This is a genomic window from Janthinobacterium sp. AD80 (assembly GCF_002878455.1).
Classification (GTDB): domain Bacteria; phylum Pseudomonadota; class Gammaproteobacteria; order Burkholderiales; family Burkholderiaceae_D; genus Janthinobacterium.
Genome location: NZ_NRDQ01000067.1, coordinates 1 through 22468, shown reverse-complemented (window position 1 = coordinate 22468; position 22468 = coordinate 1). Strand labels below are relative to the sequence as shown.

Below are 22468 nucleotides of genomic sequence, written 5' to 3'. Positions count from 1 at the left end.
AACCCATGCCGTCTGGAAAAATTCTTGTCGCCCAAGGGGGCGGTCCCACCGCCGTCATCAACCAGTCGCTGGTGGGCGTGGTGCTCGAATCGCGGCGTTTCCAGCACGTCACGCGCGTATATGGGGCGCTGCACGGGGTGCGCGGCATCGTCAATGAAGAATTCGTTGATCTGACGCAGGAAACCAGCCATAACCTGGAGCTGGTGGCCGCCACGCCCTCGTCGGCGCTCGGCTCCACGCGCGACAAGCCGGACATCGCCTACTGCCAGCAAATCTTCGCAGTGCTGCGCGCGCACGAGATCGAACATTTCTTTTACATCGGCGGCAACGACTCGTCCGACACGGTGCGCATCGTCAGCGAAGAAGCGCACAAGGCCGGCTATCCGCTGCGCTGCATCCATATTCCGAAAACCATCGACAACGACCTGGTGGGCAGCGACCACACGCCCGGCTTTCCGTCCGCCGCGCGCTTCGTCGCGCAAGCGTTCGCCGGCGCCAACCTGGACAACGCGGCCTTGCCCGGGGTCTACGTGGGCGTGGTGATGGGCCGCCACGCGGGCTTCCTGACGGCGGCCTCGGCGCTGGGCAAGAAGTTTCCCGACGATGGGCCGCACCTGATCTACCTGCCCGAGCGCGTCTTCGTGCTGGAACAGTTCCTCGCCGACGTCAAGGCGACGTATGAAAAATATGGCCGCTGCGTGATCGCCGTCTCGGAAGGCATCCACGACGCCTCGGGCGAGCCGATCGCCAGCCTGCTCGCCAGGCAGGTGGGCAATGAAGTCGAACGCGACGCGCACGGCAACGTGCAATTGTCCGGCACGGGCGCGCTGGCCGACCTGCTGTGCGACGAAATCAAGGCGAAACTTGGCATCAAGCGCGTGCGCGGCGATACCTTCGGCTACCTGCAGCGCTCCTTCATCGGCTGCGTTTCCGACGTCGACCAGCGCGAAGCGCGCGAGGTGGGCGAAAAGGCGGTGCAATTCGCCATGTGGGGCGAGCGTGACGGCTCTGTTGCCATCAAGCGCACGGGCTTTTATTCCGTCGATTATGAGTTGCTGCCGCTCACCGAGGTGGCGGGCAAGACACGCACCATGGAGGACGAATTCATCAGCGCCAGCGGCACGGATGTGACGGACGCTTTCCGCCTGTATCTGCGCCCGCTGCTGGGCTCGGGCATGCCCGATGCGTTCCGCCTTAGAGCCGCAAAAGTAGCGAAGGTCTTGAAACCCTAGCTATTTTCCGCCAGCAATAGCGGCCGCAGTTTCACGGCCGCCTCCTTGAGCTGCGGCACGTGCTGCAGCAGCTGCTCCACGGACTTGCGCGCCACGGGCGCGTGGCAGGCCACGGCCGCCACGATGCGCCCGTCGGCCGCGCAGATGGGCACGGCCACGGCCACCATGCCGTGCACGAATTCCTCGTCGTCGATGCCGATGCCCAGACGGGCGATACGCACGATCTCGCGCTCCAGCAGCACGGGATCCGTGATGCTTTTCGGCGTGCGCGCTTCCAGGCCCAGCATGGCCAGCAATTCGCGCCGCTCCAGCAAGGTCATGTGCGCCAGAAATAATTTTCCGCTGGCCGTGCAATGCATGGGCGCGCGCGTGCCCAGCACCAGGTGCAGGCGCAGTGCTTCCTGCGTTTCCACCCGGTCCACATACACGATCGCATTGCCCTCGGGAATGGCCAGATTGCACGTCTCGCCCGTGACGGCCACCAGGCTGCCCAGGATGCTGCGGCTGACGCGGATCAGGGCATTGTTGCGCAGGGTCGCCAGCGCCAGGTTGGTGGAAGCGGCGCCGGGCACGTAGCCGCGCCCCACGGGCGTGCGCAGCACATAGCCGTGCTGCTCCAGGGTATCGAGCAAACGCATCATGCTCGCCTTCGGCACCTGCATGCGCGTGGCCAGCTGCGACAGGGTCAGGGGCTGACTGGCGCTGGCCAGGTGCTCGATCAGGCGCAGCACGCGCAAGCCGCGCGCCTCGTCGCCATGGCTGGCCGCCGCGCTGGCAGCCACCACACCACCCGCAGAGTTGTCTTCTTCGGCCTCGGCCTGCCGTTTTTGAAACGCATCATGCATGTTCTGTTTCACCTCTCGCGTATGCGGCGGTTTCCGCTTGTCCCGGTGCTGCACGTCTTTTATAAATGGAACCAGACGTTCCAAAAATAACCAATAAAGACCAGTGTATCGCAAAAAATGCCCGTCGAGGCAGCTGAGATACCGCAACGCAGGAGACAAGAGCAATGTTGCAAACACACTACGATTACATCGTTGTCGGCGCCGGTTCCGCCGGCTGCGTGCTGGCCAACCGTCTGTCGCACGACAGCAATCACCAGGTCTTGCTGCTGGAAGCGGGCGGCAAGGACAACAATCCGTGGATACACGTGCCGGTCGGCTATTTCAAGACCATGCATGACCCGAAGCTGGACTGGTGCTACCGCACGGAGGCGGACGCCGGTATCGCCGGGCGCCAGCTGCAATGGCCGCGTGGCAAGGTGCTGGGCGGCTCCAGCTCGCTCAACGGCCTGCTGTACGTACGCGGCCAGAAGGAAGACTACGACCGCTGGGCCGCACTGGGCAACCCGGGCTGGAGCTATGCCGAAGTGCTGCCGTATTTCAAGAAGTCGGAAGACCAGGAACGGGGCGCCAGCGATTACCACGGCGTCGGTGGTCCATTAAAAGTGTCGGACCTGCGCCTGCGCCGTCCCATCGCCGAGCACTTCATTGCCGGCGCCACGGAAAGCGGCATCCCCTTCAATGCCGATTACAACGGCGCCACGCAGGAAGGCGTCGGCTACTTCCAGCAGACGGCCAGCAAGGGCTTGCGCTGGAGCACGGCCAAGGCCTTCTTGCGCCCGGCCCGCAAGCGCGCCAACCTGCGCGTGGAAGTGCGCGCGCAAATTACCCGCGTGCTGTTCGAGGGCAAGCGCGCCGTCGGCGTCGAATTCCGCCAGGATGGCCAGCTGCGCCAGGCGCGCGCCAGCGGCGAAGTGATTTTATGCGCGGGCGCCATCGGCTCGCCGCAGATCCTGCAATGCTCGGGCGTCGGACCGCGCGCCCTGCTGGAAAACGTGGGCGTGCCGCTGGTGCACGACTTGCCCGGCGTGGGACAGAACCTGCAAGACCATCTGCAAATTCGCCTGGTCTTCAAGACGCGGCTGAAAACCCTGAACGATGAAGTCAACAGCCTGTGGGGCAAGCTGTGGGTGGGCATGCAATATGTGTTTTCGCGCTCGGGGCCACTGACCCTGGCGGCCAGCCAGGTGACGGTGTTTACCAAGTCCTCGCCCGACGTGGAGCGGCCCGACATCCAGTTCCACATGCAGCCGCTGAGCGCCGACAAGCCGGGCGAAGGCGCGCATCCGTTTTCCGCGTTTACCTCGTCCGTGTGCCAGCTGCGCCCGCACAGCCGCGGCCACGTGTCGATCAAGTCCGCCGATCCCCTCGCCTATCCTGGCATCTACCCGAATTACCTGTCCGATCCGCGCGACCAGCAGACGGCAATTGCCGCCCTGCGCGTGGCCCGCAGGATCGCCGCCGCGCCGTCGCTGGCGCCGCACATCATTGCCGAATTCGTGCCCGGCCCGCAGTTCCAGAGCGACGCCGAACTGCTGGACGCGGCGCGGCGCTTCAGCCAGTCCATCTACCACCCCAGCGGCACCTGCAAGATGGGCCATGACGCCATGGCCGTCGTCGACGCGCGCCTGCGTGTGCACGGCTTGCAGAACCTGCGCGTGGTCGATGCGTCGATCATGCCGGAAATCGTCTCGGGCAATACCAACGCGCCCACCATCATGATCGCCGAAAAAGCCGCTGACATGATCCTGACGGACGCCGTGCGCCTGCCCAGGGCAGCCTAGCCGGCGCGCCGCGCCTTCCCCATTCCACCCGACCAAGGAGGATGCCAGCGGCAGGCAGACCGGCCCGCCCCTGTTTCACCGGCCACCGCGCCAGCAGCGTGGTGGTTGTAACCCAAGCATCTAAAAAAAATACATAATCGATATCGATTGGAGACTAGATATGGACAACAATCCGAAAAAAGCCAAAGAGCTACGGAAAGTCGTGATGGCCAGCGTGATCGGCGCCACCATCGAGTGGTACGACTTCTTTTTATACGGCGTCGTCGCCGGCATCGTGTTCAGCAAGCTGTATTTCCCGGGCGGCGATCCGCTCGTCTCGACCATGCTGGCCTACGGCACCTTTGCGGTAGGCTTCTTGTCGCGCCCCATCGGCGGCGTGATCTTCGGCCACTTCGGCGACAAGATCGGCCGCAAGAGCATGCTGGTGATGACCCTGATGATCATGGGCATCTCCACCTTCCTGATCGGCGTGCTGCCGACCTACGACCATATCGGCTACTGGGCACCGGGCCTGCTGTTGTTCCTGCGCGTGCTGCAAGGTATCGGCCTCGGGGGCGAATGGGGCGGCGCCGTGCTGATGGCGTATGAATATGCGCCGCCAAAAGAGCGCGGCTTCTACGCCAGCCTGCCGCAGATCGGCCTGGCCATCGGCCTGTGCCTCGCGTCCGGCGTGGTGGCGATCCTCTCGTACACCTTGACGGATACGCAGTTCCTGTCCTGGGGCTGGCGCGTCGCCTTCATCCTGTCGGCGGCCCTCGTCTTCATCGGCATGTGGATACGCCTGAACGTGATGGAAACGCCGGAATTCCAGGCCGTCAAGGAAAAGAACGCGGAGACGCAGATCCCGTTCTTCGATTTGCTGAAACGCTATCCGGGCAATGTCTTGAAAGGCATGGGCGCGCGCTATATCGACGGCGTGTTCTTCAATATCTTCGGCGTGTTTTCCATCACTTATCTGACCAACACCATCAAGATCGACCGCACGGAAGCGCTGATGGGGGTAATGGCATCGGCCGTCGTGATGTGCTTCTGCATTCCGTTCTTCGGCCGCCTGTCGGACCGCATCGGCCGCACCAAGGTCTTTTTCTGGGGCTCATTGATCACGGGCGTATCGTCGATTCCCGCCTTCTGGATCATGCTCAACCACGCCGACAATCCGCTGCTGCTGTGGTGCTCCGTGATCATCCCGCTGGGCGTGCTGTATTCGGCCGTGTACGGCCCGGAAGCGGCCCTGTTCTGCGACCTGTTCGACGCCAAGGTGCGCTACACGGGCATCTCCTTCGTCTACCAGTTCTCGGGCATCTTCGCCAGCGGCCTGACGCCCATCATCGCCACCTACCTGCTGAAAACAGGCAATGGCGAACCATGGCACATCGTCGGCTACATCCTGTTCGCCTCCCTCGTCTCGGCCGTCAGCGTGGCCATGATCGGCAAAGGAGGCTCGCAGCCGGATGGCCGCATGAAGCCGGCGCACGCAAGGTAAGACCTCCGGACGTAAAAAAAGCAGGCCTCTCGCGAGTGCCTGCTTTTTTATGCGTGCGACAACTTAGATCACGATGGTCTGGTGCTCGTCACCCACGCGGGCGCGGATGGTGCCGATGCGCGAAACGGTTTCGCCGGCCGCCTGCAGCTGGGCGATGGCGGCGTCGGCGTTTTCCTGCGAGACGATGACGGTCATGCCGATGCCGCAGTTGAAGACGCGGTGCATCTCGGCGTCAGCCACGCCGCCGTGCTGCTGCAGCCACGTGAACAGCGGTGGCATGGTCCATGCCTTCGAATCGAGTTCGGCCACCAGGCCAGGCTGCAGCACGCGCGGGATGTTTTCCACCAGGCCGCCACCGGTGATGTGCACCATGCCCTTGACTTCCATGGCGTCCATCAGTGCCAGCAATGGCTTGACGTAGATGCGCGTCGGCTGCATCAGCACGTCGGCCAGTTTGCGGCCATGGAAGTCGCCTTCCAGGTCCGGTTTCGCCACTTCGATGATCTTGCGCACCAGCGAGTAACCGTTCGAGTGCACGCCCGACGAGGCCAGGCCCAGCACCACGTCGCCCGGGGCGATCTTGGTGCCGTCGATGATTTTCGATTTTTCCACGGCGCCGACGGCAAAACCTGCCAGGTCGTATTCGCCGGCCGGGTACATGCTTGGCATTTCCGCCGTTTCGCCGCCGATCAGTGCGCAGCCGGCCTGTTCGCAACCCTGGGCAATGCCCTTGATGACGTCGGTGGCAATGGCCACGTCCAGCTTGCCGCAAGCGAAGTAGTCGAGGAAGAACAGGGGCTCGGCGCCTTGCACCAGGATATCGTTGACGCTCATGGCGACCAGGTCGATGCCGACCGTGTCATGGCGGTTCAGTTCGAACGCCAGGCGCAGTTTCGTGCCCACGCCGTCGGTGCCGGAGACCAGCACCGGTTCCTTGTACTTCTTGCTGATTTCAAACATGGCGCCAAAACCGCCCAGGCCGCCCATCACGCCTTCGCGCAGGGTGCGCTTGGCAAACGGCTTGATTGCTTCGACTAAAGCGTCGCCTGCGTCGATATCGACGCCAGCGTCACGGTAGGAAAGGGAAACATTAGAAGTCTGGTTCATGGTGTGGTGGCAGCGGAGGCGGTAAAATAGAAGGCGGATACCCGCCAGCACGCGCGCGCGTGGATGTTTTTGACATCCTGCGACAGGCGGCCAGCCGGTGAATTCGGTCGATCAAGACGCTATTTTATCAAACTGCCCCGCTATTTCGTAATTAACTGCCTTTTTTTAACGCAACAGCCCAAACTACATGCCATTCCCGATCACCGCCGAACAGAAGCAAACAGCATTTTGGATCGCGGTCTGGCTGGCATTTTTGCTGTTGCTGGTCAGCCTAGGCCCCATCCTGACGCCCTTCCTGGCCGGCGCCATCCTCGCCTACGTGCTCAATCCCGGCGTGGACCGGCTGCAGCGCCTGCATTACAAGCGTTTTTACCTGCCCCGGCCGCTGGCCGTGCTGATCGTCGTGGTGTTGTTTTTCCTCGCCATCACGGCGCTGGTGCTGATCGTCGTGCCCGTGCTGCAAAAGGAAATCCCCTTGCTGCAGGCACAGATTCCCCAGTTTCTCAGCAAGGCCAACGACTTCCTCGCGCCGAAACTGCGCGACCTGGGCATCCGCGTGCGCCTCGACGGCACGGGCATCAAGCGCATGCTGAGCCAGCAGATGGCCACCAGCGGCGATGAAATCTGGAGCACGGTGCTGGCCTCGGCGCGCATCGGCGGCACGGCCGTGCTGGGCTGGCTGGCCACCGTGGTGCTGATTCCCGTGGTGCTGTTTTATCTGTTGCTGGACTGGCATCCGCTGCTGGCGCGCATCGCCGGCGCCGTGCCGCGCCGCTGGGTCGGCCGCACGGTGGGCATGGCACAGGAAGTCGACACCCTGCTGGCGCAATACCTGCGCGGCCAGTTGCTGGTGATGCTGGTGCTGGCCACGTATTACTCGGTGGCGCTGGCCATCGCCGGCTTCGAAGTGGCGTTGCCTGTCGGCATCATCACGGGTTTGCTGGTGTTCATCCCCTACCTGGGCTTCGGCCTGGGCCTGATGCTGGCGCTGATCGCCGCCCTGCTGCAGTTCGCCGACTGGAGCGGCGTGATCGCCGTGGCCGTCATCTATGGCTGCGGCCAGGTCATCGAGGGCTTTTTCCTCACGCCGCGCTTGGTGGGCGAACGCATCGGCTTGAACCCGCTGGCCGTGATCTTTGCCTTATTGGCATTCGGGCAACTGTTTGGTTTCGTCGGCGTTTTGCTTGCTTTACCCGCTTCTGCCATCCTGATGGTCGCTTTTAAGCATCTAAGACGCCACTACCTGTCCAGCACCTTCTATAATGCATGACAAGGTGACTGACATAAGCTACTGCGCGTCGCACTTTGCGGCCGGCGATGCTCACCGTACTAAAGTACGGTTGCGCTTCTCGGCCACAAATCGCTGCCGCTCGCTACGCTTCTGTCAGGCACCCGACACAAAAAATGTTAAACTAACAACAGCGACGACGACGCATACGCAGTAATGAAAAACAGGACAAGGCGTACGCCATGAAACAACTGGTGCTCGATTTAGGCACAGACCAGGCGCACAGCCTCGATACCTTCGAGGTGGGACAGAATGCCGAAGTGGCGCAGCTGATGCGCCAGTTCGCCGCGCGCACGTCGCGCGAGCATTTTGCCTACCTGTGGGGCGAACTGGCCGCCGGCAAGAGCCATCTGCTCAAGGCCCTGGCCAGCACCGAGCGCGCGCGCTACATTTCGCCCTTCTCGATCGAGTCCGAATTCGTGTATTCGCCCGACGTCGACCTGTACCTGCTCGACGACTGCGAAAAACTCTCGCCGCTGGCGCAGATCGACGCCTTTGCCCTGTTCAACGAAATCCGCGCCAACAAGGCCTATATGGTGTGCAGCGGCGCCGTGCCGCCGGCCGTGCTGCCCGTGCGCGAAGACTTGCGCACGCGCATGGGCTGGGGCCTGATCTACCAGATCCACGGCTTGACCGACGATGAAAAAATCGCCGCCCTGACCCAGGCGGCCACCACCCGCGGCTTGACCTTGTCGCCGGGCGTGTTACCCTATCTGCTGTCCCATTTCCGGCGCGACATGCGTTCGCTGTCGACGATGCTGGACTCTCTCGACCTCTACTCCCTGGAAACCCAACGCCCGATCACCTTGCCTTTATTGCGCGAGCTGCTGCAGGCGGAAGCGAAAGAATGATGAATCTGGCCCTGTTTGACCTCGACCACACCCTGCTGCCCATCGACTCGGATCACGAGTGGGGCGAATTCCTGGTACGCATCGGTGCCGTGGACGCCGCCGAATTCACCCGCCGCAACGACGAATTTTTCGCGCAATACCAGGCCGGCACGCTCGACCCGGTCGAATACCTGGAATTTTCGCTTGGCACCCTGGCGCAATTTCCGCGCGAACGCCTCGAAGCGCTGCACCGCCAGTTCATGGCCGAAGTGGTCATGCCGGCCATCCGCCCCGAAGTCGTGGCCCTGCTCAAGCAGCACCAGGACGCGGGCGACCTGCTGGCCATCGTCACGGCCACCAACCATTTCATCACCAAGCCCATCGCCGAAGCCCTGGGCGTCGAGCACCTGCTGGCCGCCATGCCCGAATATGACGACGCAGGCAATGTCACGGGCAAGCTGCTGGGCACGCCAACCCTGGGCGCGGGCAAGCTGACCCACACCCACGCCTGGCTGGAAAAAATGGGCAAGGAACTGGGGCAGTTCGAGCGCAGCTACTTCTACAGCGATTCGCACAACGACATTCCCCTGCTGTCGGTCGTGACCCACCCTGTCGCGACCAATCCCAATGCCGCGTTGACAGCACACGCATCCCTCCACGGCTGGCCATCACTCCACTTATTCAATGATTAAAAAATTCATCCGCAAGATCCTCGGCGTTAAAAAAGAGGCAGCGCGCGACACCACGGCACCCGTCGTGCTCGGTCCCGCGCAACACGGAATCGACCCGAAACTGGTGTCGTCGAATGCCATCCGCGTCACCAGCAGCCTGCAGGAAGCAGGCTTTGAAGCATTCGTCGTCGGCGGCGCCGTGCGCGACCTGCTGCTGGGCGTCAAGCCGAAAGACTTCGACATCGCCACCAACGCCACGCCGGAACAGGTCAAGCGATTGTTCCGCCGCGCCTTCATCATCGGCAAGCGCTTCCAGATCGTGCACGTGATGTTCGGCCAGGACCTGCTGGAAGTGACGACCTTCCGCGGCGCCGGCGCCGATTCCGCGCCCAAGGATGAACATGGCCGCGTCCTGCGCGACAACACCTTCGGCCTGCAGCACGAAGACGCGCTGCGCCGCGACTTCACCATCAACGCCATGTACTACAACCCGGCCACGCAGGAAGTGCTGGACTACCACGGCGGCGTGGAAGACATCCGCGCCAAGACCTTGCGCATGATTGGCAAGCCGGAAGAGCGCTACCGCGAAGATCCCGTGCGCATGCTGCGCGTGGTGCGCTTCGCCGCCAAGCTGAAATTCACCATCGAGCCGCACACGGCCGCGCCGATCCCCATCATGGCGCCGCTGATCAACAACGTGCCCGCGCCGCGCGTGTTCGACGAGATGCTCAAGCTCCTGATGAGCGGCCACGCGCTGGCCTGCCTGCAGCAGCTGCGCAAGGAAGGCTTGCATCACGGCCTGCTGCCACTGCTCGACGTGGTGCTGGAGCAGCCGCTGGGCGCGAAATTCGTCACCCTGGCGCTGGACGCCACCGACCAGCGCATCGCCGCCGGCAAGACCGTCTCGCCGGGCTTCCTGTTTGCCTCGCTGCTGTGGCACCAGGTACTGGAAAAATGGACGGCCTACCGCGCCGCCGGCGAATCGACGATCCCCGCGCTGCACCTGGCGGCCGACGACGTGCTCGATTCGCAGACGGAAAAACTGGCCTTGCAGCGCAAGATCGGCTCCGACATGCGCGACATCTGGTCGATGCAGCCGCGCTTCGAGCGCCGCGTCGGCAAGGCGCCGTACAAGCTGCTCGAGCACCTGCGCTTCCGCGCCGGCTACGACTTCCTGCTGCTGCGCTGCGCCTCGGGCGAGATCGACATGGACATCGGCGAATGGTGGACGGCTTTCTATGAAGGCGACGAGGAAACGCGCGAAGCACTGCTCGTCAGCGCGAATGCCGCACCGGGCGCCGTCAAGAAAAAGCGTCCGCCACGCCGCAGCACGCGCAGCAAGTCCGGCACGGGCGGTGGCACCACCACCGGCAGCACCAGCGGCGAATGAGCGCAGTCATGCAGCCGGTTACCGCCTACATCGGCATCGGCGCGAACCTGGGCGACGCGCGCGCAAATGTGCAGGATGCCATCGCGCGCCTGGCGCGCCTGCCCGGCGCGTCCCTGGTCGATGCTTCGGCCAGCTACCGCACGGCACCCATCGATTCGAGCGGCGACGACTACATCAACGCCGTGGCGCGCATCAGCACCACCCTGCCGGCCGAAGAACTGCTGCAAGCCCTGCACGCCATCGAGGCGGCGCACGGGCGCGAACGGCCTTACCGCAATGCCCCGCGCACCCTGGACCTGGACTTGCTGCTGTACGGCGACGAGCAGATCGCCAGCGCCACCCTGACGGTGCCGCATCCGCGCATCACCGAGCGCGCCTTCGTGCTGGTGCCGCTCTTGGCGCTGGCGCCCGCCATCGCCGTGCCCGGACTCGGAGCGGCGCAGGACTTCCTGGCCGCCGTGGCCGATCAGGCCATCAGCAGGCTCTGACCAGTTTCGCTTCCATCCTCTACAATGCCGCTCCTGCAGCACGCCGCATAAAGTACTACACTAGCGGCGTCGCAATCGCATCACCCCCTTTCACTCTAGAGAATACCTATGTCCGCTTATTTGCAAGGAACCGATCTGGCCGCAAAAGACAAGGCCGCCACACCGGCGCCGGCGCCATCCAAGCCTGTCGCCAACAAGGCCGTGACCATCCATACCCTGGCCACGCTGCGCGCCGCCGGTGAAAAGATCACCATGCTGACCTGCTATGACGCCAGCTTCGCGTCCCTGATGGACCGCTGCGGCGTGGAGATCCTGCTGATCGGCGATTCGCTCGGCATGGTCTGCAATGGCCACAATTCCACCCTGCCCGTCACCGTGGCCGAACTGGCCTATCACACGGCGTCGGTGGCGCGCGGCAGCAAGTCGGCCATGATCATGTCCGACCTGCCGTTCGGCGCGTACGGCACGCCTGAAACGGCGTACGCCAACGCCGTCATCCTGATGCAGGCTGGCGCGCACATGATCAAGATCGAAGGCGGCGCCTGGCTGGCCGAGACCGTCCGCTTCCTCACCGAACGCGGCATCCCCATCTGCGCGCATATCGGCCTGACGCCGCAATCCGTACACCAGCTGGGCGGCTATAAAGTCCAGGGCAAGAGCACGGAAAGCGCCGCCGAACTGAAGAACGATGCGCTGGCGCTGCAAAACGCGGGCGCGGCCATCGTGCTGATGGAAGCGATGCCATCGCAGCTGGGCAAGGAAGTGACCGACATGCTGACGATACCGACGATCGGCATTGGCGCAGGCCCCGACTGCTCGGGCCAGGTGCTCGTCATGCACGACATGCTGGGCGTGTTCCCAGGCCGCAAAGCGCGCTTCGTGCGCAACTTCATGGAAGGCGCGGCCAGCATCGACGACGCCGTCACCGGCTACGTGAAAGCCGTCAAGGATGGCAGCTTCCCGGCGCTGGAACACTGCTTCTGATGTAGCTTGTTTTATGTCGGCTTACGCGCGGCGCGCTAAGCCGACCTACGGCGGCAAAATATGGGGTCAGACCCGGCGGGTCTGCCCCCGGTTTCACGCCAACAATTCCCCCTACCCCACCTGTATCCAGGTCGTCTTCAATTCCGTGTACTTGTCCAGCGCGTGCAATGACTTGTCGCGCCCGTTGCCCGACTGCTTGTAGCCGCCGAACGGCACGGTGATGTCGTCGCCATCGTACTGGTTGACGTGCACGGTACCGGCACGCAGGGCACGCGAGGTCTGGATGGCCTTGCTGATGTCCGATGTCCATACGGCCGCCTGCAAGCCGTAGGGCGTGGCGTTGGCCTGCCGGATCGCCTCGGCGAGATCCGTAAAGCCCAGCACGGACAGCACAGGGCCGAAGATCTCTTCGCGCGCGATCGTCATGCCGGCATCCACGCCGAAGATGGTCGGCTGCACATAGTAGCCGCCCGTCTCCAGGCGCACGGCCTCGCCGCCACCCAGCAGCTGCGCGCCTTCGTTCTTGCCGGACGCGATATAGCCCATGACGGTCTGCATCTGCGTGGCGTCGACAATCGCGCCCATGACGGTGGCTTCGTCGAGCGGGTCGCCAGGCTGGTAGCGGGGCAGCATGGCCTGCGCCTTGGCGACAAATTCTTCCCTGATCGATTCTTCCACGAACAAGCGCGAAGGCGCGTTGCAGCTTTCGCCCTGGTTGAAGAAGATGGAACCGACGGCGGCCGCCACGGCCTTGTCCAGGTCAGGGCAATCGGCGCAGACGATGTTGGCGGACTTGCCGCCCAGTTCAGTCCACGCCCGTTTCAGGTTCGACTGGCCCGCCATCTGCACGATCAGTTTCCCCGTGCGCGTGGAACCCGTAAAACCGATGCAATCGACATCCATGTGCAGCGCCAGCGCGGCGCCCGCCTCGCTGCCATAACCGGGCAGCACATTGAACACGCCGGGCGGCACGCCCGCCTGCAGCGCGATGTCGGCCAGGCGCAGCGCCGTCAGCGGCGATTTTTCGGACGGTTTCAGGATCACGCTGTTGCCGGCCGCGAGGGCGGGCGCGATCTTCCAGGCGGCCATGATCATCGGGTAGTTCCATGGCACGATGGCGGCGACGACGCCCACCGGTTCGCGCGTGATCAGGGCCAGGCTGTTGGCGGGAGTGGGGGCGATTTCATCGTAGACCTTGTCGATCGCCTCGCCATACCAGCGCAGGCAGCTGGCCGTGGCGCCCACGTCCACGCTCTGGCTGTATTTGATCGGTTTGCCCATGTCCAGGGTTTCCAGCAGGGCCAGCTCGGGGCCGTTCTGCTGCACCAGGTCGGCGAACTTGATCAAGATGCGCTTGCGCTGCGCCGGCGACTTGCCGGCCCAGCGGCGGTCGTCGAAGGCGGCGCGGGCGGCCAGCACGGCCGCATCCACGTCGACGCCGTCGCAGCGAGCCACCTGCCCCAGCAAGCGCCCGTCGATGGGCGAGTGATTATCAAAGGTCTGGCCGGATACGGCCCCTGTGCGCTCGCCATTGATGACAGCGCGGCCATCGATCGTGAGCGCTGCGGCGCGCGCATGCCAGCTGGTGTTTTCCGTCATGGTCGTCTCCTGCAAGGTGAAAACGCCAGCTTACTCTAGTCTTCCAAATACGCCGCGGACAGTTGCTTGCGCCGTCTGCGGTCGGCGCGCGCCAGCATCACGGCATACGCGATCACGGCGATGGTCACGACAAGGATGGTCAGCGCGGCGATGGCGTTGACGCGCGGGTCAAGCCCCAGGCGCGCGCGCGAGAAGATCACCAGCGGCATCGTCGTCGAACCGGGACCGGACAGGAAAGCGGACAACACCACGTCGTCCAGCGACAGGGTAAACGTCAGCAGCCAGGCCGAGGCCAAGGCCTGCGTGATGTTCGGCAGGGTCACGAGGAAGAACACCTGGTGCGCGCGGCAGCCCAGGTCCATGGCCGCTTCGGCCAGGGACTTGCTCATTTCCTGCAGGCGCGACTGCACCACCACGGCCGCATACGCCATGCCCAGCAGGGTGTGGCCGAGCCAGATGGTCAGCACGCCCCGCTCGGGGAAACCGAAGACCTTTTGCATGGACACCAGCATCAGCAGCAGCGACAGGCCGATGATCACTTCCGGCATCACCAAAGGTGCGCTGACCATGGCGGAAAACACGGTGCGGCCACGGAAGCGCTGGTAGCTGGTCAAGGCAAAAGCGGCAAAGGTGCCGAGGATGACGGAGGATGTCGCCGACATGAAGGCGATCTTCAGCGACAGGCCGAAGCCCGAAATGATCTCCGTATCGCTCATCAACTCGCTGTACCAGCGCAGCGAAAAGCCGCTCCAGACCATGTCCTGGCGCGAGCTGTTGAACGAGAAGACGATCAGCACGATGATGGGCAGGTAGAGGAACAGATAGCCGAGCGAAAGCCAGCCGCGGCCGAACCAGCGCTGCAGGAAAGTACGTCCGTTCATGTGCGCTCCCCCGCGTCCTGGTCCGTCTTGTATTTGTTAAAAATGGCCATCGGCACGAGGATCAGCAAGACCACCAGCACCGTCACCGACGACGCCATGGCCCAGTCGTTATTGGTGAAATATTCATCCCACAGCACGCGGCCGATCATCAGGGTTTCCGGGCCGCCCAGCAGCTCGGGGATCACGTATTCGCCCACGGACGGAATGAACACCAGCATGGCGCCGGCGATGATGCCCGACTTCGACAGGGGCACGGTGATGCGCCAGAACGCCTGCAGTGGCGTGGCGCCCAGGTCGGCCGCCGCTTCCAGGTAGCGCATGTCCATTTTCACCAGGTTGGCGTACAGGGGCAGAATCATGAAGGGCAAATAGGCGTACACCATGCCGACCACCAGCGAGAACGAGGTATTCATCATGTGCAGCGGTTCTTGAATGACACCGAGCGCGATCAGCAGGTCGTTGAGCAAGCCATGGTTGGCGAGGATGCCCTTCCACGCATACACGCGCAGCAGGAAAGAGGTCCAGAACGGCAGCATCACCAGCATCATCAGCACGGGACGGATGGACGGCCTGGCGCGCGCCATGAAGTAGGCGAACGGGTAGCCGATGAAGAGGCAAATGGCCGTGGTGATGGCCGCGTACTTCAATGAACTGAGGTAGGTGAGCAGATACAGTTCATCGGCGGCGATGAACAGGTAGTTGGCGATTTTCACCTTCAGCACGACGATGCCGTCGACATACGACAGCAAGCCGCCGAACGGGCTGCCCGCCGTGTCCATGTCGGACAGGCTGATACGCAGCACGATCAGGAAGGGCACCAGGAAAGCGGCCGCCAGGAACAGCGACGGCACGGCGATGACGGCGTTGCGGCCCGCGTTTTTCCCCGTTATCCAGCGCAGGGTCACAAGACCGCGCAACATGTGCAGAATAGACGTCATGATGGCCTCAGCTGGTCAGCACGACGATGTCGGCGCCGTCCCACCATACCCACACGCGCTGTTCGCGCTCGAGGCGCGCGGCGTCGTGGCGGGCTGCGTTGGTGCGCGAGACTTTCACCACCGTGCCGCTGTCGAGGCGCACGTGGTAGCTGGTTTCATTGCCAAAGTACGCCATGGCGACGATCACGCCCTGGGCGCAGTTGTAGCCGTGTTCCTTTGGTGACGCGCGCTCTTCCAGGGAAGGTGGCGCGATCTGGATGCCGATTTTTTCGGGGCGCACGGCCACCGACACATCCATGCCCAGGTTGCCCGTGATGCCATGCGAGACATAGTGCTCGCCATCGGGCGTGGCGATCACCACGTGGTCGGGTTCGTCCTGCGTGATGTGGCCGTCGAACAGGTTCACGCTGCCGATGAAGTCGGCGACGAAGCGGCAGTTCGGCGTTTCATAGATTTCGCCGGGCGCGCCCACCTGCAGGATGCGTCCTTCGCTCATGACGGCGATGCGCGTGGCCATGCTCATGGCCTCGTCCTGGTCGTGCGTGACCATCACGCAGGTGACGCCCACCTGCTCGATGATGTTCACCAGTTCCATCTGCGTGCGCTCGCGCAGTTTTTTGTCCAGGGCGCCCAGCGGCTCGTCGAGCAGCAGCAATTGCGGCCGCTTGGCCAGGCTGCGCGCCAGCGCCACGCGCTGCTGCTGGCCGCCCGACAGCTGGTGCGGCTTGCGCTTCGCATACTGCCCCAGCTGCACCAGCGCCAGCATCTGCTCGACCCGCGCCGCCACTTCCGCTTTCGGCAAGCCATCGCGGCGCAGCCCGAAGGCGATGTTGTCCCACACGGACAAATGGGGAAACAGCGCGTACGACTGGAACATCATGTTGATGGGACGCTGGTGCGGCGGCACATCGACGATGCTGTTGCCCGCCAGGGCGATCCTGCCCGAGGTCGGCGTCTCGAAGCCGGCCAGCATGCGCAGCAGGGTCGACTTGCCGCAACCTGAACTGCCCAGCAAGGCGAAGATCTCGCCCTTGTTGATCGTCACGGAAATATCGTTGACGGCGCGCACGCCATCGAATTCCTTGACCAGTTGATCAATCAGCAAAAAAGGCGCTGGGGCGTCGCTGGCCGACGCGGCTGGTGTTGCTATCGTCATGTGGGTGCTTTGGGTAAGAGGGTGTCAAAATGAAAAACTGGCCGCTAATGGAGCGGCCAAGATGGAAGTTTAGCGGAACTGCCGCGATTGCGGTCCAAAAAATGCATAGATGCTGCTTATTTGGGCAAAAACCCAACGGCAAAGGCCGGGGTCAGACCCGGCGGGTCTGACCCCGGTATTTAAGCCAGCTCAGAATTAAACCCAGCCCTTCGCTTTCACCTCCGCATACGTCTTGTCCAGGCACAGCCGTATCAAGCCCACCATCTCATCGATCTGCGCGCGCGTCATCACCAGCGGCGGGGCGACGATCATGCGTTCGCCCACGGCGCGCATGATGACGCCATTGTCGAACATGTGGCCGCGGCAGATCATGCCCACGCCCTGGCTTTCGTCGAACAATTCGTTGTCGTGCACGGTGGCGCCCTTCTTGCGCACCAGGTTCAGGCCCGCCACCAGGCCGCAGCTGTCCGCATAGCCCACCAGCGGATGCTCGCCCAGGCTGGCGAAGCACTGCTTCAGGTACGGCCCTGTGTCGTCCGCCACCTTGGCCACCAGCTGCTCTTCTTCGATGATGCGGATGTTTTCCAGCGCCGCCGCGCAGGCGACGGGATGGCCCGAATAGGTAAAGCCATGCGTGAATTCGCCGCCCTGCTCGATCAAGACCTTGGCCACCCTGTCACCCACCAGCACGCCGCCCAGCGGCACATAGCCCGAGGTAACGCCCTTGGCAAACGTGATCAGGTCGGGCTTGATGCCGAACAGTTCGGAGCCGAACCAGCGGCCCAGGCGGCCGAAACCGCAGATGACTTCATCGGCGATCAGCAAGATGCCGTACTTGTCGCAGATGCGCTGGATCTCCGGCCAGTAGGTCGACGGCGGGATGATGACGCCGCCGGCGCCCTGCACCGGCTCGCCGATGAAGGCGGCCACCTTGTCGGCGCCGATTTCCAGGATTTTGTCTTCCAGCCAGCCGGCCGCCTTCAAGCCGAAGGCTTCCGGTGTCAAGCCATGGCCCGACTCCAGATAATTGGGCTGGCCGATGTGCGCGATGCCCGGTATCGGCATGCCGCCCTGCGCATGCATGCCGTCCATGCCGCCCAAGGATGCTCCCGCCACCGTGCTGCCGTGATACGCGTTGTGGCGGCTGATGATGGTGTGGCGTTCCTTGTAGCCGAGGATGTCCCAGTAGCGGCGCACCATGCGCAGATTCGTGTCATTGCCTTCGGAGCCGGAACTGGTGAAGAACACGTGCTGGAACTGCGGCGGCGATATCTGCGCCAGCTTGGCCGCCAGCTGCGCGGCCGGCACGTTGGTCGTGCCAAAGAAGCTGTTATAGAAAGGCAGCGTCTCCATCTGCCGGTACACGGCTTGCGAGATCGACGTGCGGCCATAGCCCACGTTGACGCACCACAGGCCCGACATGCCGTCGACGATTTTCTTGCCCTGGCTATCCCACAGATAGACGCCGTCGCCGCGCACCATCACGCGCGCGCCCTTGCTGGCCAGATCCTGGAAATCGGTGAATGGATGCAGGTAGTGGGCCGAGTCCATCTGCTGGATGGCGTTTGTATCGTACACCTGCGGCGCCGCGTTTTTCTGCGCCACGGAGGAGACCAATGCGGCGCTTGGCGCCAGCGGATTGCTGGATGTGCTCATGCAGTTCCTTTCTTAGACATGCAACAGTAAATGTTCGCGCTCCCAGGGGCTGATCACCGTCATGAACTCCTGGTGCTCCAGGTCCTTGATGGCCGCATACACGTCGATGAAGCGCTCGCCCAGCACCGTGCGCAGCTTGTCTTCCGCGCGCAGCAGCTGCAGGGCCTCGGGCAAGCCTTGCGGCAGCTCGAATTTCATGTCGTAGGCGCTGCCCACCATCATCGGCGTCGCTTCCAGCTGCTCCGTCATGCCCAGGTAGCCGCAGGCCAGGGTGACGGCCAGGGCCAGGTAGGGATTCGCGTCGGCGCCGATGATGCGGTTTTCCACGCGCCGGTCCTGCACCCCCGATTCGGGCACGCGGAAACCCACCGTGCGGTTGTCCAGGCCCCACTGGATGTTGATGGGCGCGGCCGTGTGGCGCACGATGCGGCGGTAGGAATTCACATACGGCGCGACGATGGCCATGGCCGATGGCATGTAGCGCTGCAAGCCCGCGATGTAGTGCTTGAAAATGGGCGCGGCCGAACCGTCCTCGTTGCTGAAAATATTCAAGCCCGTCTTCGCGTCGACGACGCTCTGGTGCACGTGCATGGCCGAACCGGGTTCTCCCGCCATCGGCTTGGCCATGAAGGTGGCGTACATGTCGTGTTTCAGGGCTGCTTCGCGCAAGGTGCGCTTGAAGAAAAACACCTTGTCGGCCAGGCCCAGCGGGTCGCCGTGCAGGAAGTTGATTTCCATCTGCCCCGCACCGATCTCGTGGATCAGGGTATCGACGTCAAGGTTCATCAGTTCGCAGTAATCGTAGATATCCTCGAACAGCGGGTCGAACTCGTTGACGGCATCGATGCTGTACACCTGGCGGCTCGTCTCGGCCCGGCCGCTGCGCCCGATTGGCGGCTTCAGGGGCAGGTCCGGGTCCGTGTTTTTCGCCGTCAGGTAGAACTCCAGCTCCGGCGCCACCACCGGTTTCCAGCCCTTGTCCGCATACAGTTTCAGCACGCGCCGCAGCACGGAGCGGGGAGCGAAATCGACCAGCGCGCCATCGGCGAAATAGCAGTCATGGATGACTTGCGCGGTGGGGTCCGTAGCCCATGGCACCATCGTGATGGTGGTGGGATCGGCCTTTAAAATCATGTCGCGGTCGGTGCTGGAAATGGCGCGGTCATAGCCGCCATCGTCGACCGGGTAATTGCCCGTCACCGTCATGCCCAGTACGGCTTCCGGGATGCGCATGCCGCGCTCCTGGGTGAATTTCCCGCGCGGCAGGATCTTCCCCCGTGCCACGCCCGTCAAGTCGGGGACCAGGCATTCGATTTCCGTGACGCGCTTTTCATTGAGCCACAAATCCATGTCCGTATAAGTGAAATTTTCGCGTATTGCCATGTTTCCCTCTCGTTGGTCTTGCGCTTTTCCTGATTAAGCACCGCGTGATACTGGTGCGGTGCGCCTGTCATTCTTTCTTTCTATGCTGCTGTTCCTGGTAATCGCGGCACGCCTGGCCGAAGGCGCCAAACAGGCGCATGGACTGCGCATTGTCTTCCACCTGCCACTCGGGGTGCCACTGCACGGCCAGGGTAAAACCGGCGGCGCTGGCCACGCTATACGCTTCCACCAGGCCGTCGTCGGCCAGCGCTTCCACCAGCAAGCCATCGGCCAGACGGGCGACGCCCTGGCCATGCAGGGAATTGACCATCATCTCGCTCTCGCCGCCCAGCAGGCGTGACAGCAAGCCATCGGGCATCAGCTTGATGCGGTGCGCGGGCGCGTACTGGCGCTCCAGGGAATCGAGGACGTTTTCACGGTGGTCCATCATGCCCGGGACGGCGTGCACGGCCTGGTGCAGGCTGCCGCCCAGAGCCACGTTGACTTCCTGGAAGCCGCGGCAGATGGCCAGCAAGGGCAGCTGGCGCGCCAGCGCGGCGCGGATCAGGGGCAAGGTGGTGGCATCGCGCGCGGGGTCTTGCGGCAGCTCGGGATGCAGGATGTCTTCGCCGTACAGGCGCGCATCGACGTTCGAGGCGGAACCGGTCAGCATGACGCCATCGGCGATGTGCAGCGCCGCTTCCTGGTCCGCTTCCGCCCCAAAAGCGGGCAGCAACAGCGGCATGCAGCCGGCGCCGTACAGCACGGCGTGCAGGTATTTGTCCTGCGCCATATGCCAGGCGTGATTGCCAAGCTGGCGCTGGCAGGCGGGGACGAGAACGATGGGACGGCGCATAGAGTGCTACCTCGCTGGCGTGACGATCCAATGACAGCACCATGACAGCGCTGCCGCTCGCTTCACTGTACAGCAGAGCCGCAAATGGCGGCCACACGCATGGGCATGGCCAGCGGTGGCGCACATCGCCTACACTACGGCTTTGCAATATTGCTCTTGATAAAATCATCATATGCCCGTCCGGCGCCAAACACCAGCGCCGCAGGCAAAGTTGACCACGTTCCCATGCATCCACACCGTATTCCAGCCTTCCTGAACACCTTTTCCGTCCCGAGGGGGCAGCCATGAAGCACATGCCCTGGCGCGATTTCTTTGCCCTCGTGGTCAGCATCGGCGTGGTGGGGCTGGGCCTGGGCGCCACCATGCCGCTCACCGCACTGACCCTGCACCAGCGCGGCGTCGGCACGGACATCATCGGCATGATCACGGCCGTCAGCGCCCTGGGCATCCTGGCCGCCTCGCCATTTGTCTCGGGCTGGGTCGGCCGTTTCGGCGCGCGCGCCACCATGCTGGGCGCCGTCTGGGCGGCGTCGCTGGCGACGATCGCCATGCAATTCACCGACCATCTGCTGGCGTGGAGCGTGCTGCGCTTCCTGTTCGGCGGCGCCATGGGCGTGCTGTTTACCATCGGCGAGGCGTGGGTGAACCGGCTGGCGCCGGACAATTCACGGGGGCGCGTGGTGGCCATGTACACCACCAGTTTTACCTTCTTCCAGCTGATCGGTCCCGCCCTCGTGGCCCTGTTCAACGACAAGATTTCCTGGAGCTTCGCCGCCTGCGGCCTGCTGTTCTTGCTGGCCGTGCCGGGGCTGATGCTGATCTCGAACAGCGGCCCGGAAAAGGAGCCGGAAGAACATGGCGTGAAGTGGACCCTGATCCTGCCGCGCATGCCGATGATCGTGCTGGGCGCCGCCTTCTTCGCCCTGTTCGATACCCTGGCATTGAGCTTGCTGCCCCTGTATGCGATGGAGCATGGCATCGGCACGGACCTGGCCCTGCTGTCGGCCACCGTGGTGCTGGTGGGTGACACGGGCCTGCAATTCGCGCTGGGCTGGATGGCCGACCGCTTCGGCCGCGCCAGGGTGCACGCGGGCTGCGGCGTGGCCGTCTGCCTGCTGCTGCCGCTGCTGCCGTTCGCTGTCGGCACGCCGTGGCTGTGGTGGACCTTGCTGTTGCTGCTGGGTGCGGCGGCGGGCGGCATCTACATGCTGGCGCTGGTGGCCTGCGGCGAACGTTTTACGGGACTGTCGCTGACCAGCGCCAGCGCCATCGTCAATGCCACCTGGGGCATCACCAGCGGCGGCGGTCCCCTGCTGACGGGCGTCCTGATGCAGTCGGTAGGCGTAAACGCCCTGCCGGCCGTGATGTGGGTGTGCGCTGCCATTTTCGTCGGCAGCGCCGTGTGGGAGCGCAGGAAGGGCATCGTCTAGCCTTCGCTACCGTGTAGGCTTTTCCGGGCGCCGCTGCCATTCTTCGATTCCGGGGTCAGCCCCTGCAGGGGTCATGTCCCCCGATGGGGGACATGACGATCACGAAGTGACTGACCCCAGCTCTTTGCCTGCGGGTTCAGGTAGCGCATCAACTCGCTACTGCTTCTGCTTTTCCAGCCGCTGCCGCAATTCCTCGGCCGCCGGATAATCGGGATACGCCTGCCTGAACGCGGCCCATTCCTGCTGCGCCAGCGCGCCCTCGCCCGCCTTGAGCAGCGCGTCGATTTTCACCAGCCATACGGAAGCGTCGAGCCTTGCAGGCGGCGGCAGCGGCGCGGCGCGTGCCGCCACGGGAGCGGACATGGCTGGCGCACGCTGCACCGGCGCCTGGCGCTGCATGCTGGCTTCGGCCTGCATGGCGGCCTGCTGCTCCATCTGCTCGCGCATCGCCGTGGCAGGCGCCGGTGGCGGCGGCGGTGCTGGTGGTGCTG

Annotated in this window: 19 protein-coding genes and 1 pseudogene; 10 read left to right on the top strand and 10 right to left on the bottom strand. The window is 63.7% G+C overall.

All coding sequences use genetic code 11. The features are described 5' to 3' along the window. The first annotated feature begins 5 nt into the window (after positions 1 to 5). Positions 6 to 1232: a 6-phosphofructokinase gene (locus tag JaAD80_RS14495; protein WP_102294978.1), complete on the top strand. Its 1227-nt coding sequence runs from the start codon at positions 6 to 8 to the stop codon at positions 1230 to 1232. Here JaAD80_RS14495 and JaAD80_RS14490 read toward each other — a convergent pair. Then, positions 1229 to 2077, bottom strand: a complete 849-nt coding sequence (locus JaAD80_RS14490) for an IclR family transcriptional regulator (RefSeq protein ID WP_102294994.1) — start codon at positions 2075 to 2077, stop codon at positions 1229 to 1231. The two genes, JaAD80_RS14495 and JaAD80_RS14490, sit on opposite strands and share 4 nt — an antisense overlap. Positions 2078 to 2241: 164 nt before the next feature. Here JaAD80_RS14490 and JaAD80_RS14485 point away from each other — a divergent pair, with 164 nt between their 5' ends. Both JaAD80_RS14485 and JaAD80_RS14480 read left to right on the top strand, forming a co-directional pair. Then, a complete protein-coding gene (locus JaAD80_RS14485; RefSeq protein WP_102294977.1) occupies positions 2242 to 3858 on the top strand; it encodes a GMC family oxidoreductase in 1617 nt (538 codons plus the stop codon). A 160-nt stretch (positions 3859 to 4018) separates the two neighbouring features. After that, the gene (locus JaAD80_RS14480) at positions 4019 to 5341 is read left to right on the top strand and encodes an MFS transporter (RefSeq protein WP_102294975.1); all 1323 of its coding nucleotides are present in this window, start codon (positions 4019 to 4021) and stop codon (positions 5339 to 5341) included. Positions 5342 to 5404: 63 nt separating this feature from the next. On the opposite strand, the gene purM is transcribed toward JaAD80_RS14480, so the two are convergent. Continuing rightward, positions 5405 to 6448: a phosphoribosylformylglycinamidine cyclo-ligase gene (purM, locus tag JaAD80_RS14475; RefSeq protein ID WP_034788683.1), complete on the bottom strand. Its 1044-nt coding sequence runs from the start codon at positions 6446 to 6448 to the stop codon at positions 5405 to 5407. A 187-nt stretch (positions 6449 to 6635) separates the two neighbouring features. On the opposite strand from purM, the gene JaAD80_RS14470 reads away from it, so the two are divergent. From JaAD80_RS14470 to panB, 6 genes are all read left to right on the top strand, one after another. Next, positions 6636 to 7718, top strand: coding sequence for an AI-2E family transporter (locus tag JaAD80_RS14470; RefSeq protein ID WP_102294973.1), 1083 nt, complete (start codon positions 6636 to 6638; stop codon positions 7716 to 7718). A 200-nt stretch (positions 7719 to 7918) separates the two neighbouring features. Continuing rightward, positions 7919 to 8587 (top strand): DnaA regulatory inactivator Hda, encoded by a 669-nt coding sequence (hda, locus tag JaAD80_RS14465; RefSeq protein WP_034788687.1) that lies wholly within the window; start codon positions 7919 to 7921, stop codon positions 8585 to 8587. Continuing rightward, the gene (locus JaAD80_RS14460) at positions 8587 to 9258 is read left to right on the top strand and encodes an HAD family phosphatase (protein ID WP_102294992.1); all 672 of its coding nucleotides are present in this window, start codon (positions 8587 to 8589) and stop codon (positions 9256 to 9258) included. Before hda ends, JaAD80_RS14460 begins: the two co-directional genes overlap by 1 nt. Next, the gene (gene pcnB / locus JaAD80_RS14455; RefSeq protein ID WP_102294972.1) at positions 9251 to 10627 is read left to right on the top strand and encodes a polynucleotide adenylyltransferase PcnB; all 1377 of its coding nucleotides are present in this window, start codon (positions 9251 to 9253) and stop codon (positions 10625 to 10627) included. The genes JaAD80_RS14460 and pcnB overlap by 8 nt, the downstream gene beginning before the upstream one ends. An 8-nt stretch (positions 10628 to 10635) precedes the next feature. Then, on the top strand, positions 10636 to 11115 hold the full coding sequence (folK, locus tag JaAD80_RS14450) for a 2-amino-4-hydroxy-6-hydroxymethyldihydropteridine diphosphokinase (protein ID WP_258002999.1): 480 nt from the start codon (positions 10636 to 10638) through the stop codon (positions 11113 to 11115). A 108-nt stretch (positions 11116 to 11223) separates the two neighbouring features. Beyond that, positions 11224 to 12099: a 3-methyl-2-oxobutanoate hydroxymethyltransferase gene (gene panB / locus JaAD80_RS14445; RefSeq protein WP_175533282.1), complete on the top strand. Its 876-nt coding sequence runs from the start codon at positions 11224 to 11226 to the stop codon at positions 12097 to 12099. A 111-nt stretch (positions 12100 to 12210) separates the two neighbouring features. Here the strand turns inward: panB and JaAD80_RS14440 are convergent, their stop codons facing one another. The 7 genes from JaAD80_RS14440 to JaAD80_RS14410 all read right to left on the bottom strand — a co-directional run bounded on the left by JaAD80_RS14440 (position 12211) and on the right by JaAD80_RS14410 (position 20547). After that, the gene (locus JaAD80_RS14440) at positions 12211 to 13698 is read right to left on the bottom strand and encodes an aldehyde dehydrogenase (protein ID WP_102294969.1); all 1488 of its coding nucleotides are present in this window, start codon (positions 13696 to 13698) and stop codon (positions 12211 to 12213) included. A 35-nt stretch (positions 13699 to 13733) separates the two neighbouring features. Next, positions 13734 to 14579 (bottom strand): ABC transporter permease, encoded by an 846-nt coding sequence (locus tag JaAD80_RS14435; RefSeq protein WP_102294967.1) that lies wholly within the window; start codon positions 14577 to 14579, stop codon positions 13734 to 13736. Then, positions 14576 to 15517: an ABC transporter permease subunit gene (locus JaAD80_RS14430; RefSeq protein ID WP_102294966.1), complete on the bottom strand. Its 942-nt coding sequence runs from the start codon at positions 15515 to 15517 to the stop codon at positions 14576 to 14578. The genes JaAD80_RS14435 and JaAD80_RS14430 overlap by 4 nt, the downstream gene beginning before the upstream one ends. Before the next feature lie 7 nt (positions 15518 to 15524). Continuing rightward, positions 15525 to 16673: an ABC transporter ATP-binding protein gene (locus JaAD80_RS14425; RefSeq protein ID WP_102294964.1), complete on the bottom strand. Its 1149-nt coding sequence runs from the start codon at positions 16671 to 16673 to the stop codon at positions 15525 to 15527. Positions 16674 to 16868: 195 nt separating this feature from the next. Further along, a complete protein-coding gene (locus JaAD80_RS14420; protein WP_102294962.1) occupies positions 16869 to 18329 on the bottom strand; it encodes an aspartate aminotransferase family protein in 1461 nt (486 codons plus the stop codon). Positions 18330 to 18341: 12 nt separating this feature from the next. After that, the gene (locus JaAD80_RS14415; RefSeq protein ID WP_035822563.1) at positions 18342 to 19712 is read right to left on the bottom strand and encodes a glutamine synthetase family protein; all 1371 of its coding nucleotides are present in this window, start codon (positions 19710 to 19712) and stop codon (positions 18342 to 18344) included. 67 nt (positions 19713 to 19779) lie between these two features. Next, the gene (locus tag JaAD80_RS14410) at positions 19780 to 20547 is read right to left on the bottom strand and encodes a gamma-glutamyl-gamma-aminobutyrate hydrolase family protein (protein WP_102294960.1); all 768 of its coding nucleotides are present in this window, start codon (positions 20545 to 20547) and stop codon (positions 19780 to 19782) included. A 284-nt stretch (positions 20548 to 20831) separates the two neighbouring features. On the opposite strand from JaAD80_RS14410, the gene JaAD80_RS14405 reads away from it, so the two are divergent. Beyond that, positions 20832 to 21977: an MFS transporter gene (locus tag JaAD80_RS14405; protein ID WP_102294958.1), complete on the top strand. Its 1146-nt coding sequence runs from the start codon at positions 20832 to 20834 to the stop codon at positions 21975 to 21977. Positions 21978 to 22133: 156 nt separating this feature from the next. On the opposite strand, the pseudogene JaAD80_RS30730 reads toward JaAD80_RS14405, so the two are convergent. Then, positions 22134 to 22468: pseudogene (locus tag JaAD80_RS30730) on the bottom strand (hypothetical protein); the annotation flags it as partial.